Genomic DNA, 15,778 nt, shown 5'->3' with positions numbered 1-15,778 from the left:
CTCCTCAGCGGAACAGGCCGCGCCGCGCGAACAGCGGGGCATCGCTGCTTTCGAACAACGGCTCGACGGTCAGGTGGATCGCATCGACGTCGCGCACGGCGCGCGTCGATCCCATGATCAGCGGCACGCGCTGATGCGGCGTACGTGCCGACAGTTCGAGAATGCGCGACCGGCCGTTCGACGCGGCGCCGCCCGCCCATTCCATGATCAGTGCGATGGGATGCGCCTCGTACAGCAAACGCAACCGGCCTTCGCGGTAGCCCTGGCGCGCATCCGCCGGATACAGGAACACGCCGCCGCGCATCAGGATGCGGTAGGCCTCCGCCACCAGCGAGCCGATCCAGCGCATGTTGAAGTCCTGCCCGCGCTCGCCGTTCACCCCGGCGAGGCAGTCGTCGATGTAGCTGCGCACCGGGCCGCTCCAGTGCCGCCGGTTCGAGGCGTTGATGGCGAATTCCGACGCATCCTGCTGCACGCGCAGGTCACGCGCGGTCAGGACGAACTCGCCGGTTCGCGGGTCCAGCGTAAAGCAGTCGACGCGCTGGTCGAGCGCCAGCACCAGCACGGTCTGCGGACCGTAGATGAAGCAGCCGGCGGCACATTGTGCCGTGCCGGGCTCGAAGAAAGTCGAGATGACGTCGTTTCCTTTCGGTCGGATCGAGAAGATCGTGCCGATCGAGATGTTGTTTTCGAGATTGGCGGATCCATCGAGCGGATCGATCGCGACGCAGAGCGGCGCGTCGGGATCGAGCGTCTCGGGCAGTTCGACCTCCTCCGACAGCACTGCGGCGACCGGCGCGGTGCGCAGAGCGTTCCGCATCAGATCGTCGGCGACGATGTCGATGGTCTTCTGCCGGTCGCCGTCGGGATTGACCCCGCCGCTCTCGCCGCCGATGCCGGCGAGCGGCCCGGCGGCAATGATGCGCGAGAGCTCGATCGCGGCGCCCGCAAGGGCTTCGATCACCACGACGGTCGCGGCGCGCAACGGGTTGTGCTGCGTCGGCCACTCCAGATGGGCATGCAATGCAGGACGAATCTCCACCGGCCTCTCCCTATGATCGCGCCCTCTGTCCCGAGGCTTCGAGAGGCGACCTCAGGGAGTCGCCTTCGCCCTATCAACGCGCGAATTGCCCAATTAGGGAAATTTTATTATCTTTGGTCCGGGCAAAGTATTTCTTATGGAGCTTGTCATGGCCGGCAACTTCTCGCGGGATCTCACCATCCGCCAGCTGCGCGCACTGTCGACCTTGCACGAGGCAGGTTCGATCACGTCCGCCGCCAACCGGTTGAACCTGACCCAGCCCGCGGTGACGCTGCAGCTCCGCAACCTGCAGGCGCTCGCGGGGTTGCCGCTGATCCAGCGCACCGGCGACGGCATGGCGCTGACGGATGCCGGCGCGCACGTGCTGACGCTGGTCGAGCGGATCGAGGCGGCGCTGAAGGACTGCGAGCAGTCGCTCGACATGATCGCCGGCCGCAGCGGCGGCCGCGTCGCGATGGGCGCGGTCTCTACCGCGAAATACTTCGTGCCGTTTGCGATCGCGGCGTTCTCGCGCCGCTTTCCCAAGATCGAGGTCACGCTCAGGATCGGCAACCGCGAGGAGATTCGCGACGCGCTGCGCGGCTATGATCTCGACATCGCGGTGATGGGCCGGCCGCCGGCCGATGTCGAGGTGGAGATGAAGCCGCTCGGCCGGCATCCGCACTTCATCATCGCCGCGCCCGATCATCGGCTGGCGCGGCGGCGGCACGTCGCCCCATCGGAGCTCGCCAACGAAACCTTCATCACCCGCGAGCAAGGATCAGGCACGCGGATGCTGATGCAGCAATATTTCGAGCGGGTCGGGCTGGAGCCGAAGCTCGGCATGGCGATGGACAGCAACGAGACCATCAAGCAGGCTGTCATGGCCGGGCTCGGTATCGCCTTCATCTCCCAGCACACGGTGTTCCATGAGCTGGAGGACGGCCGGCTGGTGGTGCTCAAGGTGAAGGGCCTGCCGATCGTCCGGCAGTGGCACGCGATCAGGCGCACCGACAAGATCCTGCTGCCGCCCGCGCAGGCCATGCTGGATTTCCTCGGCAAGGAGGGCTGGCGCTATCTGCCGAATTCGCACTAGCGGCCCGGAGCCGCCACGACGCCCGATCGGTCGAGAAAATCGAGCCAGTGCCGTATGTTAGGCATTGAAGTTCCGCGAAACGCATGTCACATCTTGACTGCGGTCACCCGGCGGACCGCACCCTGCGAGGGAGGTTGAACTGCAGAACCAGTCCCCGCCGACGCCCGACTTCAAGGCGTTATTCGAGGCGGCGCCCGGCCTCTATCTGGTGCTGACTCAGCCCGACTTTCGCATCGCGGCAGTGAGCGACGCCTATCTGCGCGCCACCAAGACCGAGCGCGCCGCGATCCTCGGGCATGGGCTGTTCGAGGTGTTTCCCGACAATCCGGACGATCCGGCCGCCGACGGCGTGCGGAACCTGCGCGCCTCGCTCGAGCGCGTGGTCCAGTTCCGCCGCCCCGACACCATGACGGTGCAGAAATACGATATCCGCAAGCCCGAGTCGGAGGGCGGCGGCTTCGAGGAACGCTACTGGAGCCCGCGCAATTCGCCGGTGTTGGGGCCGAACGGGCAGTTCACCTACATCATCCATCGGGTCGAAGACGTCACCAGCTTCATCCAGCTGAAGCAGCGCGGTGCCGAGCAGGACCAGCTGACCGACCGGTTGCGCGAGCGCACCGAGCAGATGGAAGCGGAAATCTTCATGCGCGCCCGCGAAGTCGAGGCCGCCCGCGAACAGCTCGAAGCCGAGCAAAAGCTCCGCCAGGTGCAGAAAATGGAGGCCGTCGGGCACCTCTCCGGCGGCATCGCGCATGATTTCAACAACATCCTGACCGTCATCACCGGCCTGATCGACATCCTCGCGGAAGCCGTTGAACATGATCCCGCGCTGTCGTCTGTCGCCAAGATGATCACCGACGCCGCATTTCGCGGTGCAGAAGTGACCAAGCACCTGCTGGCCTTCTCGCGGCTGCAGCCGCTGCAACCGCGTGAAGCCAATCTCAACACCCTGGTGCAGGACACCGCGCGGCTGCTGCGCCCCTCGCTCGGCGAGCAGATCGAAATCGATACCGCGCTCGAACCCGACGCCTGGACGGCCTTCATCGATCCGAACCACATGGCGACCGCGCTGCTCAATCTCGCCGTCAATGCCCGCGATGCGATGCCCGATGGCGGCAAGCTGATGCTGGAGACCAGCAACGTCATCCTCGACGAGGTTTATGCCGTCGCCAACCCCGACGTGCGCGCGGGTGAATATGTGATGGTCGCGGTCAGCGACACCGGCGGGGGCATCCCGGCGGGGATCCGCGACAAGGTGTTCGAGCCGTTCTTCACGACCAAGGACACCGGCAAGGGCACCGGCCTCGGGCTCAGCATGGTGTACGGCTTCATCAAGCAGTCCAACGGACACCTCAAGATCTATTCCGAAGAGGGCCACGGCACCTCGATCAAGCTCTATCTGCCGCGCAGCAGCGGCGACATGATCGACGTCGAGCCGCCTCCTCCGGTCGACACGCGCGGCGGCAATGAATCCATCCTGGTCGTCGAGGACGATCCGCTGGTGCGCAATTACGTCAGCGCCCAGCTCGAGCAGCTCGGCTATCGCACCATGGTCACCGCCAACGGCCCGGAAGCATTGGCTGCGGTCGACAACGGGTTCGTCTGCGACGTGCTGTTCACCGACGTCATCATGTCCGGCGGCATGAACGGCCGGCAGGTCGCCGACGCCGTGATCGCCAAACTGCCCTCGGTGCGCGTGCTCTTCACCTCCGGCTACACCGAGGACGCGATCATCCACCACGGCCGCCTCGACCCCGATGTGACGCTGCTGCCGAAGCCCTACCGCAAATCCGATCTCGCGCGGATGATCCGGCAGGTGCTGGCCCAGCCGCCGGCGGCGGCAATGGGCAAGTGACGCGGGGCGTCACGCGTCTCCGTTCTGCTTCTTGATCTGGTCGGACGGCGCGGCGCATCCGGACAGGAACAGTGCCGCACAGGCCTTGGCGCGGGCCTCGATCTGCGCCCGCGACGGCGGCGGCCTGTGGCCGTACATCACGTCGCGTTGCGGCTGGAACACGAGCATGCCGAGCAGCATGCCCGCAGCGGCCTGCGCGTCGTCCACCGCGATCCGTCCCCGCCGCTGCTGCACACCGAGCCACGCAGCCAGCGCGCCAAGGGTCCGCTGCATCGCCTTCTCGTAGAACATCTCGGCAATGTCGGGGAATTTGTCGCTGTCGGCCAGGATGATGCGCTGGAGCGCGATGACCTCGGCATCGAGGATCAGCTCGCCACAGCTCGAGAGCGCCGCCTCCAATGCCGCCGCGATATCGCGGCCGTCGCAGGCGCCGAGATTCACGGCGGATATGAATCGGTCCATCCGGTCCGTCACCGTGCCCTCGAACAGCGCCAGCTTGGTCGGGATCAGCCGATAGAGTGTCTTGGTGGAGACGCCGGCGCGGCAGGCCACGTCGGCGATGTTGGCCGCAGCGAAGCCGCGCTCGGAGAACTCGCGCCGCGCGGCGTCATAGATCAGCGCGCGCGTCTCGTCGTCGGATCGTAGCTGCGGCCGCCCGCGGCCGCGCCGCGCCGGTGCGCCTTGCTCCGTCTGATCCTTGTCATTCCGGTTCATCCGCGAGCCATGCTTTTAAATGATGCCTGTCATTCTATTGACACTCCCAATATGGGCTCTATTTTGGAAAACATCAAGTTTCCTAATTAATTCCATGGCATCGGCCGAAATTGGCACGATTTTCCAGCGGGATAGACGGATCAGGAGCGCCTCCATGAGCCAGCATGAGACATCATTCAAGGCCGAGAGCCAGGTTCCGGCCGAGACCGCCAGGCAATTGATCGCAAATCCGGAGGCCTCCAAGCCGCAAGCCGCCAAGGGCAGGCTTCGCCGCCTGCTGCTGGCCGGCGCGGCGCTCGCCGTGCTCGCGGGCGGAGCCTGGTACGGCTGGGATTACTGGACGGTCGGCCGCTTTCAGGTCTCGACCGACGACGCCTATGTGAAGGCCGACAACACGACGATCGCGCCAAAAGTCTCCGGCTATCTCAGCGCGGTGCTGGTCGGCGACAATGAGCATGTGCGCGCCGGCCAGATGCTGGCGCGGATCGACGATCGCGATTTCAGGGTCGCGCTGGATCAGGCCAAGGCCGACGTCGCCGCCGCCGAGGCCGCGATCGCCAGCAAGCATGCGCAGCTCGATGTGCAGCAGTCCGTGATCGAAGCGGCACGCGCGACCCTCGCCGTCGACACCGCGACGCAGACCTTCGCCGAGCAGGAGAACAAGCGCTACACCGACCTCGCCGGCACCGGCTTCGGCAGCGTGCAGAACGCGCAGCAGGCGCAGTCGCGCTACGCCAGCGCACAGGCCGCCGTCGCCCGCGATACCGCGAACCTCGCCTCCGCGCTCCGCCAAGTGGAGCTGCTCAAAGCCGACATTGCCCAGGCGGTCGCGGCGCAGGCGCGCGCAACCGCGCTCCAGCATCAGGCCGAGCTGAACCTCGGCTACACCACCATATCAGCCCCGATCGACGGCGTGGTCGGCAACCGCACCCTGCGCACCGGCCAGTTCGTCCAGGCCGGCACGCAGCTGATGTCGCTGGTGCCCGCCACCGGCGCCTATGTGATCGCGAACTACAAGGAGACGCAGCTCACCAATGTCCGCAAGGGTCAGCCGGTCGAGATCGCGGTCGACATGTTCCCGGGACAGGTGGTGCGCGGCCATGTCGACAGTCTCGCGCCCGCCAGCGGCCAGGAATTCGCGCTGCTGCCGCCCGACAATGCGACCGGCAACTTCACCAAGGTGGTGCAGCGCATCCCGGTGAAGATTGCGCTCGACGCGACGGCGGTCGAACTGCGGCCCGGCATGTCGGTCATCCCGACCATCGCAACCTTGTCGCAACCTGGCGAGGCGCCGCGCTCCAGCGCCTCTCCCAAGCTCGCTGTCGCCTCCTTCAAATAGGTGATGTCATGTCCGACCTCGCGCTCTCCTCCCCGGCTGCTGCGCCCCGCGCGGCAGCGGCAGCGGTCGATCCCAACCGCGCCAGCATGGCCGTCTGGATCTCCATCGTCGCCGCCATGATCGGCGCCTTCATGGCGATCCTCAACATCCAGATCACCAACGCCTCGCTGCTCAACATCGAGGGCGGCATCGGAACCGGCGTCGACAACGGCTCCTGGATCTCGACCTCCTATCTGATCGGCGAGATCGTGGTGATCCCGCTGACCGACTATCTCAGCCGGGTGTTTTCCTTCCGCAAGATCATCATCGGCTTCGCCACCCTGTTTGCGATCTTCTCGGTGGCCTGTGCCTTCACCCACGACCTGCCCTCGATGATCGCGATGCGCGGCTTGCAGGGCTTCTTTGGCGGCGTGCTGATCCCGATGGCCTTCACGCTGGTTTTCACCAAGCTGCCGAAGGCCCAGCAGCCGGTCGGCCTTGCCATGTTCGCGCTCGCCGTGACCTTTGCCCCCGCGATCGGACCGACCATCGGCGGCTACCTCACCGAGAATTACGGCTGGCAGACCATCTTCTTCGTCAATGTGATCCCGACCGCGGTGATGGTCATCACCCTCTATTTCACGCTGGAGCGCCAGCCGATGCAGCTGCATCTGCTGCGTGAGGGCGACTGGCTCGGCATCGTCACGATGGCGATCGGTCTGTCGTCGCTGCAGGCCGTGCTCGAGGAAGGCAACAAGAACGACTGGTTCGGCTCGCCCTTCATCGTCAAGCTCGCGGTGATCGCCGCCGTCAGCCTCACTCTGTTCGTCTGGATCGAACTCGTCGTCGAAAAGCCGCTGATCCGGCTGCGCCTCCTGACCCAGCGCAGCTTCGGTTTCGGCACCATCTCGGCGGTGTTCGTCGGCTTCGCGCTGTTCGGCTCGGTCTACCTGCTGCCGGCCTATCTCGGCCAGGTGCAGCGCTACAACGCCGAGCAGATCGGCCAGGTGCTGGCCTGGACCGGCCTGCCGCAGCTGATCCTGATCCCGCTGGTGCCGAAGCTGATGCAACGCTTCGATCCGCGCTTCATCGCCTTCACCGGCATGATCCTGTTCGCGGTCTCCTCCTTCATGAACATCGCGATGTCGCTCGATTACTCCGGTGACCAGTTCTTCGTCCCGAACATCGTCCGCGCGATCGGCCAGGCAATCATGCTGGCCCCGCTGTCCGCCGTCAGCCTCGGCAGCGTCGCGCCGCAGGACGCGGCGGCGGCCTCCGGCATCTCCAACATGATGCGCAACCTCGGCGGCGCGATCGGCACGGCCTTGCTCGCCACCATCGTCACCAAGCGCGAGCAGTTCCACTCCAACATCATCGGCCAGTCGGTCGACCTCGGCCGCGAGGAAGTGCGCACCCGGATCGCCGAGGTGACCAATTACTTCCTCAGCCATGGCGTCTCCGATCCGGCGACCGCGCATCACCAGGCGATCGTGGCGCTCGGCAATATCGTGAAGCGCCAGGCCCTGGTGCTTGGTTTCAGCGACACCTTTGCCGTGATCGGCATCGTGCTGGTGTTCGCCGCGATCGCGATCCTGCTGACCGGCAAGCCGAAGAATGCGGCCGGCGGCGGCGCGGCACATTGATTTGTCGGGCGGCGGCCGCGGGCCGTCGCCCTCCCCTTTGCTTGTCAGCTTGCTTCGCGCAGCTTGAAGCGCTGGATCTTCCCGGTCTGGGTCTTCGGCAGCGCCTCGACGAAGGCGATCGCGCGCGGATATTTATACGGCGCGATCGTCGCCTTGACGTGATCCTGCAGCAGCTTGATCTCGACATCGTCGCAGCGCGCGCCCTGCTTCAGCACGATGAACGCCGAGACGATCTGCCCGCGCTCCTCGTCGGGTGCGCCGATCACGGCGCACTCCGCGACATCGGGATGGCCGAGCAGCGCGGCCTCGACCTCGGGGCCGGCGATGTTGTAGCCCGCTGAGATAATCATGTCGTCGGCACGCGCCACGAACGACAGCCGGCCGTTCTCGTCGCTGACGAAGGCATCGCCGGTGATGTTCCAGCCGTCGCGGACATATTTGCTCTGCCTGGAGTCCGCGAGATAGCGGCAGCCGGTCGGGCCGCGAACCGCCAGCTTGCCGACCTGCCCCGCCGGCAGCTCGTTCATGTCTTCGTCGACGATTTTGGCCTCGTATCCCGAGACTGGCGTGCCCGTGGTGCCGCCGACGGCGCTGCCGGTGCGGTTGGTGATGAAGATGTGCAGCAGCTCGGTGCTGCCGATGCCGTCGAGGATCGGCTTGCCGGTCCTCTTCGTCCAGCTCTCGAACACCGGCGCCGGCAACGTCTCGCCGGCCGAGACCGCGAGGCGCAATGACGACAAATCGGCGCCCTTGTCCATCGCGGCCATCATCGCCCGATAGGCGGTCGGCGCGGTGAAACAGATCGTCGCCTTGTAGGTCTCGATGATCCGGACCATCTCGCTCGGCGCCGCGTTCTCCAGCAGCGTCGCGGTGGCACCGAAGCGCAGCGGGAAGATCGCGAGCCCGCCAAGGCCAAACGTAAACGCGAGCGGCGGCGAACCGACGAACACGTCGTCCGGCGTCACCTTGAGCACTTCTTTGGCATAGCCGTCCGCCACAATCAGAAGGTCGCGGTGGAAGTGCATGGTCGCCTTGGGTTCGCCCGTGGTGCCCGACGTGAAGCCAAGCAGTGCGACGTCGTCGCGGCCGGTCTTCACCACATCGAACTTGACCGGCTTGTTCAGCGCGATCCGGTCGAGCTCGGCGTCGTGGTTCTGCGTGCCGTCGAAATTGACGACCTGCTTGAGGAATTTGCTGGTCTTGGCGCAGGCCACCAATTCATCCGCGATGCGGCTGTCGGTCAGCGCCAGCGAGATCTCGGCCTTGTCGACGATCTTGGCCAGTTCGCCGGCGCGCAGCATCGGCATGGTGTTGACGACGACGGCACCGGCCTTCGTCGCCGCGAGCCAGGCCGCGACCAGCGCAGGGTTGTTGCCCGAGCGGATCAGGACGCGATTGCCGGGCTTGACGCCGTAGTTCTCCACGAGGGCGTGCGCCAGGCGGTTCGACCAATCGGTCAGTTCCTTGTAGGTGCGCTGGCGGCCATTGCCGATCAGCGCGATGCGATCGCCCATCCCCTGCTCGACGATGTGGTCGGTCAGTTCGACCGCGGCGTTGAGATAATCGGGGTAGCTGAATTCGGGTCGGTCGAGCAGCAGCTGCGGCCATTGCGCTGATGGCGGCAGGTTGCGCCGTGCAAAATCGTCGACATGCCCGGATGGGCCGAGCCCGGGAAATTCACCTGACATTCGATCGCCCCTCGCTTTCCATCCAGAAAGGCCAAGACCAATATCGAGAAGACCAACATCAATATCGAGGACGCCCGGCAGCGTTCCAATCGCCAATCATTTTATACTTAAAATAATTTGACGCAAGGGCGGAAATCGCGTGGAAATCGCTGGCCGATCCTTCAGCACCTCAGATTTGCGTAAGCTGCTTCAGCCGCGCCACCATCGCCGAGCCCGGATCGGCGAGCGGCGCGATCGCGGTGAAATGATTGGCTTCGGGCACAACGCCGAACCGCGTTGCAACGCCCGCTTTGCCCCAGACATCGACGACGGTCCGGCTCTGCCGGTGATATTCCGCGCTCTCGGCGCCGCCGACGACGGCATCGAGCGTTGCGCCCGCAGGTGGTATCCAGAACAGCGGGCTCGCCGCCCGGGCGGCGGCGCGGTCGAGGCCAAGCGCCTTGTTGATGGAGGTACCGACCAATGGCTCAAGCTCGAACAGGCCGGAGATCGCGTAAGCAGCCCTGACCAGGTCCTTCGGCAGCGACGCATCATAGGCCGGCCAATCGGTCGCGAGCATGCACGCGGCAAGATGTCCGCCTGCGGAGTGTCCCGACACGACCAGTGGCCGGCCGAGCCTGGCCAGTTCGCGGCACGCCGCACGCATCTCGCCGATGATGTCGCCGACCGTGACACTGGGGCAGAGATCGTAGCTCGGCACCGCGACGCAGATGCCGTGGCCATTGAGCCCTCGCGCGCAGTGGCTCGATGACGAGCCGTCGAGCGCCTGCCAGTAGCCGCCATGGATAAAAACCGCGAGCGGCCCGTCACGATCGCCTTCGAACAGGTCGATGACGTTGCGGCTGCCCGGACCATAGGTCAGCCGCCGCGGCGGATGCTGCTCGCGATACGCCGCGGAGTCCCTCGCCCAGCCGGCCATCAGCGCCGGATTTTCCGGCACCCGCGCCCGATTGTTGTATTCGACCTCGTAATCGACCTCGGTCACGGCTTAAACGCTCCTCGCCTTGGCGGAGCGCTGCGCCGAGCCCTTGGCCTTGGCGAGCAGCCGCATCAGTTCGCGGATATCCTTCGGCGAGAGATCGCCGAAGATATCGGCGATCCACCTTCTCGTGCTCGGCGGCCATCTTGCGGAATTCGGCGCGGCCGAGTTTTGTGAGCCGGATGAACTGCACGCGGCGGTCCGTCTCCGAGGTGCGGCGATCGAGATGGCCTGATTCAACCAGGCGCTCGACCAGCCCGGTGACGTTGCCGTTCGACACCATCATCCGCTTCGACAGGTCCGACAGCGTCATGCCGTCGGACACCTTGTCGAGTTGGGCCATCAGGTCGAAGCGCGGCAGCGTGACGTCGAACTTCTCGCGCAGCCGGCTGCGCACCTCGCCTTCGATCAGCGTGGTGCAGGTCAAGAGGCGCAGCCACAGCCGCAGCTCGGTGCCGTGATCGTCGGGCAGTTCGACGGCTTTGGTTTCGGAATCGAGGATCATGCGGCGATCGTGCCTCCGCGGCGGGTTCCGGTCGGACTAATTGTTTTGAGCTTCAAGCAATTCGCGGCGTCCCGCAAGGACAATTGCGAATCGCGCCTGATACGCCTGGGCAATCCTGCAATTTCTTTAAACTTCAAGCAATTGGCGCGGCGCTTGCATGTGCGACGCCCGCATGGTCCGCGGCGATCATCCTGACGCAATGCCACATCGCTTGCAGCGGTCGCGCGCGTCAGACTAAGCTGAAGCCAAATCGGCCGCCGAAGCATCAGGCCAATGGTTGGGGGAGTGAGATGAAGCAATTGACGAAGCTCGCGGGATTGGCGGCGCTGCTCGGTGTCGCGGTCACCCCGGCGACCGCGCAGGAGAAGATCAAGATCGGCGTGCTGGTCACGACCTCCGGCCCGGCCGCGGCGCTCGGCCAGCAGGTCCGCGACGGCTTTGCGCTCGCGATCAAGGACCTCGGCGGCAAGATGGCCGGCCGCGATGTCGAGATCGTCAACGCCGACGACGAACTGAAGCCCGACGGCGCGGTGGTCAAGGTGCGCGGCCTGCTCGAGCGCGACAAGGTCGATTTCGTGGTCGGCCCGATCTTCTCCAACATCCTGCAGGCGATCCACCGCCCGGTCACCGACAGCAAGACCTTCCTGATCAGCCCGAACGCAGGTCCCTCCAGCTATGCCGGCAAGGAGTGCAACCCGTTCTTCTATGTGACGTCGTACCAGAACGACCAGGTGCACGAGATCCTCGGCAAGGTGGCGCAGGACCGCGGCTACAAGCGCGTCTACCTGCTGGTGCCGAACTATCAGGCCGGCCGCGACTCCGTCGCCGGATTCAAGCTCGACTACAAGGGCGAGATCGTCGAGGAATCCTACACGCCGCTGAACACGCTGGATTTCCAGCCCGAGCTGTCCAAGATCGCTGCGCTGAAGCCGGACGCGCTGTTCACCTTCATGCCGGGCGGCATGGGCGTGAACCTCGTGAAGCAATACAAGCAGGCCGGCACCACCGTGCCGGTGCTCTCCGCCTTCACCGTCGACGAATCCACCCTGCCCGCGCAGCAGGACGCAGCGGTCGGCATGTTCGGCGGGGCGAACTGGGCGCCCAACCTCGACAATCCCCAAAGCAAGAAGTTCGTCGCCGCCTATGAGGCGGCCTACAACGGCGTGCCCGGCACCTACGCCATGCAGGCCTATGACGCCGCGCTGTTGATCGACAGCGCGGTCAAGGCCGTGAAGGGCGACCTCTCCAACAAGGACGCGGTCGCCGCCGCGCTGAAGAAGGCCGACTTCACCTCGCTGCGCGGTAACTTCAAGTTCAGCAACAACGGCTATCCGATCCAGGATTTCTACCTCACCAAGGTCGCGAAGCGACCGGACGGCAAATTCCAGACCGAGATCGTCGAAAAGGTGTTTTCGAATTATGGCGACCGCTACGCCAAGGACTGCGCGGCAAAGTAAGGCGTTCAAAGCGTTTTCCAGTGAAGTGGATACCGGTTCGCGTGAAGAAAACGCGTCAAATGGAAGCATGGAGCAAGCATGAGCATAAAAGACGAGATCGCCGGCATCACCCGCGCCAATGAAGGCATCCAGGGCATTTCCTGGAGCATCCTCGGCCAGACCTACGTGCCGAAGAGCCGCACCGAGCATTCATTCTCCTGGCACGCCACCTTCCCGCCGGGCACCTTTGTTCCTCCGCATATCCACCCCGACCAGGACGAGTACCTCTACATCCTCGAGGGCAAGCTCGACTTCATGCTCGACGGTGCCGATGAATCCGCAACTCCAGGCGATCTGGTGCGCCTGCCGATGGGCAAGCCGCACGGCATCTTCAACAAGTCGCAGCAGCCGGCCAAGACGCTGTTCTGGGTGTCGCCGACGCGGAGGCTCTACGACCTGTTCTGGGCGATCCACAACATGAAGGAGCAGAACCCGGATGACGTGGTGCGGCTCGCCGCCGAGCACAACATCCACTTCCTGCCGCCGCCTCCGGCGTAAGTTACGCGGAGACCCATTTCCGTCATCCTGAGGAGCGCGTAGCGCGTCTCGAAGGATGCACGGCCCCGCTGGTGGCCGTCGACCCTTCGAGACGCGCGCAAGTGCGCGCTCCTCAGGGTGACGGATCGGGTGTTGCCTTCTCAGCACGAAGGTCAGCAGTCTGGGCTCCGATGCGCTCTCCTCCCGGAGTCTTACCTACTGCCGCGCCACCACGCGCGCGGCAAAGCCGGCCTTGGCGGCATAGCCGCGTACGATCGCCTCCCGCGCCTCGTAATTGAGAATGGTGTCGACGTCGGTAAAGCCCTGCGGCGCGAGCTGCTCGACGGCGTCGATCACGCCTTCCGGCCCGCCGCGGCGGTTGGAGGCGACGATGTCGGCGGTCATCGGCAGCCGCTGCCGCTCATAGGCCGCCAGCGCCTGGCGCGGATGCTCCGATCGCGCCAGCATGTCGGCCAGGCAGCGCGCATCGAGAATGGCTTGAGAAGCGCCGTTCGAGCCGACCGGATACATCGGATGCGCGGCGTCGCCGAGCAGCGTGACGCGGCCGCTCGACCAATACGGCAGGGGATCGCGGTCGCAGCAGGGATACTCCCAGAACTCCGGCGTCGCGTTGATCAGGCCGGTAAAGTCGACCTGCGGGATCGTGAAGCTCGTGACATAGGGCATCATCTCGTCGCGCCGGCCGAGATTGGACCAGCCCTCACGGCGCGGCGGCGGCGAGGTGCCGTCGCCGATCCGCACCAGCACCGCCCAGTTGGTGAGGCGGCTTGCCGGGCTCGAGCCCGGCGCGATGGGATAGATCACGGCCTTGGCGTTCAGGCCGCCGGCGATGATCATCGAGCGCCCGGTCAGGAAGGCCGGCCAATCGGTGGCGCCGCGCCACAGCATCAGGCCGTTCCAGCACGGCCCGCCCTCATCCGGAAACAGCGTCTGTCGCACTTTCGAGTGGATGCCGTCGGCGCCGATCAGGATGTCGCCGCGCGCGGTGTGCACATGGGCGCCACTGCGATCGAAGAAATAGGCCGAGACGCCGCCCTCGTCCTGGGTGAAGGAGCCGAGCCGGCAGCCGGTGTGGATCGCATCCGCGCCAAGCCGGTCGATCACGGCCTGATGGATCACGCTTTGCAGGCGGCCGCGATGGATCGAGAATTGCGGCACGTCGTGGCCGGCATCGAGCCCGCGCTTCTCGTGCCAGACCTGCTGGCCATGCCGCGTCAGATAGAACAGCTCATAGGTGCGGATCGCCACCTCGTCGAGCTTGTCGAGCAGGCCAAGCCCCGCCAGCTCGCGGATCGCATGCGGCAGCGTGTTGATGCCGACTCCGAGCTCGCGGATCGTGTCGGACTGCTCGTACAGCTCGCAACTGATGCCGCGCGAGCGCAACATCAGCGCAGTGGTGAGGCCTCCGATTCCGCCTCCGACGATAATCGCCTTCATCGTCCTCACCTCCACTCACAACAGGACGCTTTTACGCTTTCGCCTAGGGTCGCATGCCCGCTCGCCCGGCCGCAAGCGGGTTTGTCGTCGCCAATCTCGGCCGATCCGCGCTGTTTTGCCTTAGGATTAATATTGCTTCAGCGGCTTCCCCTCTTTCACCGTCACCCTGAGGAGCCGCGAAGCGGCGTCTCGAAGGGTCGACGGCCACCAGCGGGGCCGTACATCCTTCGAGACGCCGCTTCGCGGCTCCTCAGGATGACGGGTATGACAATCCGGCATCGCCGTTAGTCCGGCACCACCGCAATCGCCTGGATTTCCACCTTGGCGCGGTCCTCGATCAGGCCGGCAACCTGAATCGCGGTCATCGCCGGAAAGCGCCGGCCGATGATGTCGCGATAGACCGTGCCGATCTCCTTCAGCCGCACGGAATATTCCTTGCGGTCGAGCAAGTACCAGGTCATCGACACGATGTGCTCGGGGCCGGCGCCGCCGGCGGCGGCGACTGCGACGATGTTGCGCAAGGTCTGGCCGATCTGCGCCACGAGATCGTCGGTCTCGAACACACATTGTCCGTTCCAGCCGATCTGGCCGGCGATGAAGAGCTGTTTGCCGCGCGCGGCCATGCCGTTGGCGTAGCCGATCGGCTTGGCCCATCCTTCCGGTTGCAGGATTTCGATCATCTCAATTGCCCTCGAAGGCCGGTTTCTGCTTGGCGGCGAACGCCTCGAAGGCGCGGCGGAAATCGCCGGTGACCATGCAGATCGCCTGCGCCTGTGCTTCGGACTCGATCATCTCGTCGACGCCCATCGCCCATTCCTGGTTGAACATCGTTTTCGTCACGCCATGCGCGAACCACGGTCCATCGGCGAGCGAGCGCGCCAGCTCCTGCGCGGCACCGGCGAGCTCCGCCGGCGGAACCAGGCGGTTGTGGAAGCCCCACGCAAAGCCTTCCTCGGCGCTCATCGCGCGCCCGGTGTAGAGCAGATCGGCCGCATGGCCCTGCCCGATCACGCGCGGCAGCAATCCGCACGCGCCCATGTCGGCGCCGGCGAGGCCGACGCGGGTGAACAGGAACGCGGTCTTGGCCTGCGGCGTCGCCAGCCGCAGGTCGGACGCCAGCGCCAGCATCGCGCCGGCCCCGGCGCAAATGCCATCGATCGCTGCGACGATGATCTGCGGGCATTTGCGCATCGCCCGCACGACCTCGCCGGTCATCCGCGTGAAGGCGAGCAGGTCCGGCATCGCCATCCGCGTCAACGGCTCGATGATCTCGAACACGTCGCCGCCGGAACAAAAATTGCCCTCGGCGCCGGTCAGCACGATCGCGCGGACATCGGAGGCGTATTTGAGATTGGTGAAGAGATCGCGCAGCTCCTCATAGGACTCGAAAGTCAGCGGGTTCTTCTTGTCCGGCCGGTTCAGCGTGATGGTCGCGACACGGCCGCTCGCATCGACCTGCCAGCGGAAGTGCTTTGCGGGATAATCCTTGAACGGCCGGAGCTTTGCTTTCATCTCGGACATGACGTGT

13 protein-coding genes and 1 pseudogene are annotated in these 15,778 nt (G+C 65.3%); 6 read left to right on the top strand and 8 right to left on the bottom strand.

The genetic code is table 11. The features are described 5' to 3' along the window. Nucleotides 1-4 precede the first annotated feature (4 nt). The gene (locus ACVWYP_RS20050; protein WP_304500256.1) at nt 5-1,024 is read right to left on the bottom strand and encodes a class 1 fructose-bisphosphatase; all 1,020 of its coding nucleotides are present in this window, start codon (nt 1,022-1,024) and stop codon (nt 5-7) included. 166 nt (nt 1,025-1,190) lie between these two features. On the opposite strand from ACVWYP_RS20050, the gene ACVWYP_RS20045 reads away from it, so the two are divergent. Further along, complete coding sequence (locus tag ACVWYP_RS20045) at nt 1,191-2,117, top strand: LysR family transcriptional regulator (protein WP_028345195.1); 927 nt, start codon at nt 1,191-1,193, stop codon at nt 2,115-2,117. Nucleotides 2,118-2,214: 97 nt separating this feature from the next. Beyond that, complete coding sequence (locus tag ACVWYP_RS20040) at nt 2,215-3,972, top strand: ATP-binding protein (RefSeq protein WP_456684310.1); 1,758 nt, start codon at nt 2,215-2,217, stop codon at nt 3,970-3,972. Between the two features lie 9 nt (nt 3,973-3,981). Here ACVWYP_RS20040 and ACVWYP_RS20035 read toward each other — a convergent pair whose 3' ends face one another. Beyond that, nucleotides 3,982-4,686 carry a TetR/AcrR family transcriptional regulator gene (locus ACVWYP_RS20035; RefSeq protein ID WP_304499517.1) on the bottom strand — a complete coding sequence of 235 codons (705 nt, stop codon included), beginning with the start codon at nt 4,684-4,686 and terminating at the stop codon, nt 3,982-3,984. 154 nt (nt 4,687-4,840) lie between these two features. Here ACVWYP_RS20035 and ACVWYP_RS20030 point away from each other — a divergent pair, with 154 nt between their 5' ends. Together ACVWYP_RS20030 and ACVWYP_RS20025 are read left to right on the top strand one after the other, a co-directional pair. Further along, nucleotides 4,841-6,025, top strand: a complete 1,185-nt coding sequence (locus ACVWYP_RS20030) for an HlyD family secretion protein (RefSeq protein ID WP_304499516.1) — start codon at nt 4,841-4,843, stop codon at nt 6,023-6,025. An 8-nt stretch (nt 6,026-6,033) separates the two neighbouring features. Continuing rightward, a complete protein-coding gene (locus ACVWYP_RS20025; RefSeq protein WP_439711171.1) occupies nt 6,034-7,647 on the top strand; it encodes a DHA2 family efflux MFS transporter permease subunit in 1,614 nt (537 codons plus the stop codon). Nucleotides 7,648-7,691: 44 nt separating this feature from the next. On the opposite strand, the gene ACVWYP_RS20020 is transcribed toward ACVWYP_RS20025, so the two are convergent. The 3 genes and pseudogenes from ACVWYP_RS20020 to ACVWYP_RS20010 form a co-directional block, all read right to left on the bottom strand. After that, complete coding sequence (locus ACVWYP_RS20020) at nt 7,692-9,335, bottom strand: AMP-binding protein (RefSeq protein ID WP_304499515.1); 1,644 nt, start codon at nt 9,333-9,335, stop codon at nt 7,692-7,694. Nucleotides 9,336-9,504: 169 nt separating this feature from the next. Then, entirely contained in the window at nt 9,505-10,320 is an 816-nt protein-coding gene (locus ACVWYP_RS20015) for an alpha/beta hydrolase (RefSeq protein ID WP_304499514.1), read from the bottom strand. A 3-nt stretch (nt 10,321-10,323) separates the two neighbouring features. Further along, a pseudogene (locus ACVWYP_RS20010) lies at nt 10,324-10,819 on the bottom strand (MarR family winged helix-turn-helix transcriptional regulator). A 290-nt stretch (nt 10,820-11,109) separates the two neighbouring features. Here ACVWYP_RS20010 and ACVWYP_RS20005 point away from each other — a divergent pair. Both ACVWYP_RS20005 and ACVWYP_RS20000 read left to right on the top strand, forming a co-directional pair. Next, complete coding sequence (locus ACVWYP_RS20005) at nt 11,110-12,276, top strand: ABC transporter substrate-binding protein (RefSeq protein ID WP_028345202.1); 1,167 nt, start codon at nt 11,110-11,112, stop codon at nt 12,274-12,276. 78 nt (nt 12,277-12,354) lie between these two features. Beyond that, on the top strand, nt 12,355-12,813 hold the full coding sequence (locus ACVWYP_RS20000) for a cupin domain-containing protein (RefSeq protein WP_304499512.1): 459 nt from the start codon (nt 12,355-12,357) through the stop codon (nt 12,811-12,813). Nucleotides 12,814-13,008: 195 nt separating this feature from the next. On the opposite strand, the gene ACVWYP_RS19995 is transcribed toward ACVWYP_RS20000, so the two are convergent. From ACVWYP_RS19995 to ACVWYP_RS19985, 3 genes are all read right to left on the bottom strand, one after another. Then, a complete protein-coding gene (locus ACVWYP_RS19995) occupies nt 13,009-14,250 on the bottom strand; it encodes a flavin-dependent oxidoreductase (protein ID WP_304499511.1) in 1,242 nt (413 codons plus the stop codon). 284 nt (nt 14,251-14,534) lie between these two features. After that, on the bottom strand, nt 14,535-14,930 hold the full coding sequence (locus tag ACVWYP_RS19990; protein ID WP_304499510.1) for a RidA family protein: 396 nt from the start codon (nt 14,928-14,930) through the stop codon (nt 14,535-14,537). A 1-nt stretch (nt 14,931) separates the two neighbouring features. Further along, complete coding sequence (locus ACVWYP_RS19985; RefSeq protein ID WP_193375388.1) at nt 14,932-15,771, bottom strand: enoyl-CoA hydratase family protein; 840 nt, start codon at nt 15,769-15,771, stop codon at nt 14,932-14,934. Nucleotides 15,772-15,778 lie beyond the last annotated feature (7 nt).

It is taken from the genome of Bradyrhizobium sp. USDA 3262 (assembly GCF_054060035.1).
This window is presented reverse-complemented; position numbering and strand designations above follow the sequence as displayed.

What these genes read in the sequence shown, in the direction of transcription:
- ACVWYP_RS20045 (WP_028345195.1), top strand. Translation starts at nt 1,191, where the DNA reads ATGGCCGGCAACTTCTCGCGGGATCTCACCATCCGCCAGCTGCGCGCA.
- ACVWYP_RS20035 (WP_304499517.1), bottom strand. Translation starts at nt 4,686, where the DNA reads ATGAACCGGAATGACAAGGATCAGACGGAGCAAGGCGCACCGGCGCGG.
- ACVWYP_RS20030 (WP_304499516.1), top strand. Translation starts at nt 4,841, where the DNA reads ATGAGCCAGCATGAGACATCATTCAAGGCCGAGAGCCAGGTTCCGGCC.
- ACVWYP_RS20025 (WP_439711171.1), top strand. Translation starts at nt 6,034, where the DNA reads ATGTCCGACCTCGCGCTCTCCTCCCCGGCTGCTGCGCCCCGCGCGGCA.
- ACVWYP_RS20020 (WP_304499515.1), bottom strand. Translation starts at nt 9,335, where the DNA reads ATGTCAGGTGAATTTCCCGGGCTCGGCCCATCCGGGCATGTCGACGAT.
- ACVWYP_RS20005 (WP_028345202.1), top strand. Translation starts at nt 11,110, where the DNA reads ATGAAGCAATTGACGAAGCTCGCGGGATTGGCGGCGCTGCTCGGTGTC.
- ACVWYP_RS20000 (WP_304499512.1), top strand. Translation starts at nt 12,355, where the DNA reads ATGAGCATAAAAGACGAGATCGCCGGCATCACCCGCGCCAATGAAGGC.
- ACVWYP_RS19995 (WP_304499511.1), bottom strand. Translation starts at nt 14,250, where the DNA reads ATGAAGGCGATTATCGTCGGAGGCGGAATCGGAGGCCTCACCACTGCG.
- ACVWYP_RS19990 (WP_304499510.1), bottom strand. Translation starts at nt 14,930, where the DNA reads ATGATCGAAATCCTGCAACCGGAAGGATGGGCCAAGCCGATCGGCTAC.
- ACVWYP_RS19985 (WP_193375388.1), bottom strand. Translation starts at nt 15,771, where the DNA reads ATGTCCGAGATGAAAGCAAAGCTCCGGCCGTTCAAGGATTATCCCGCA.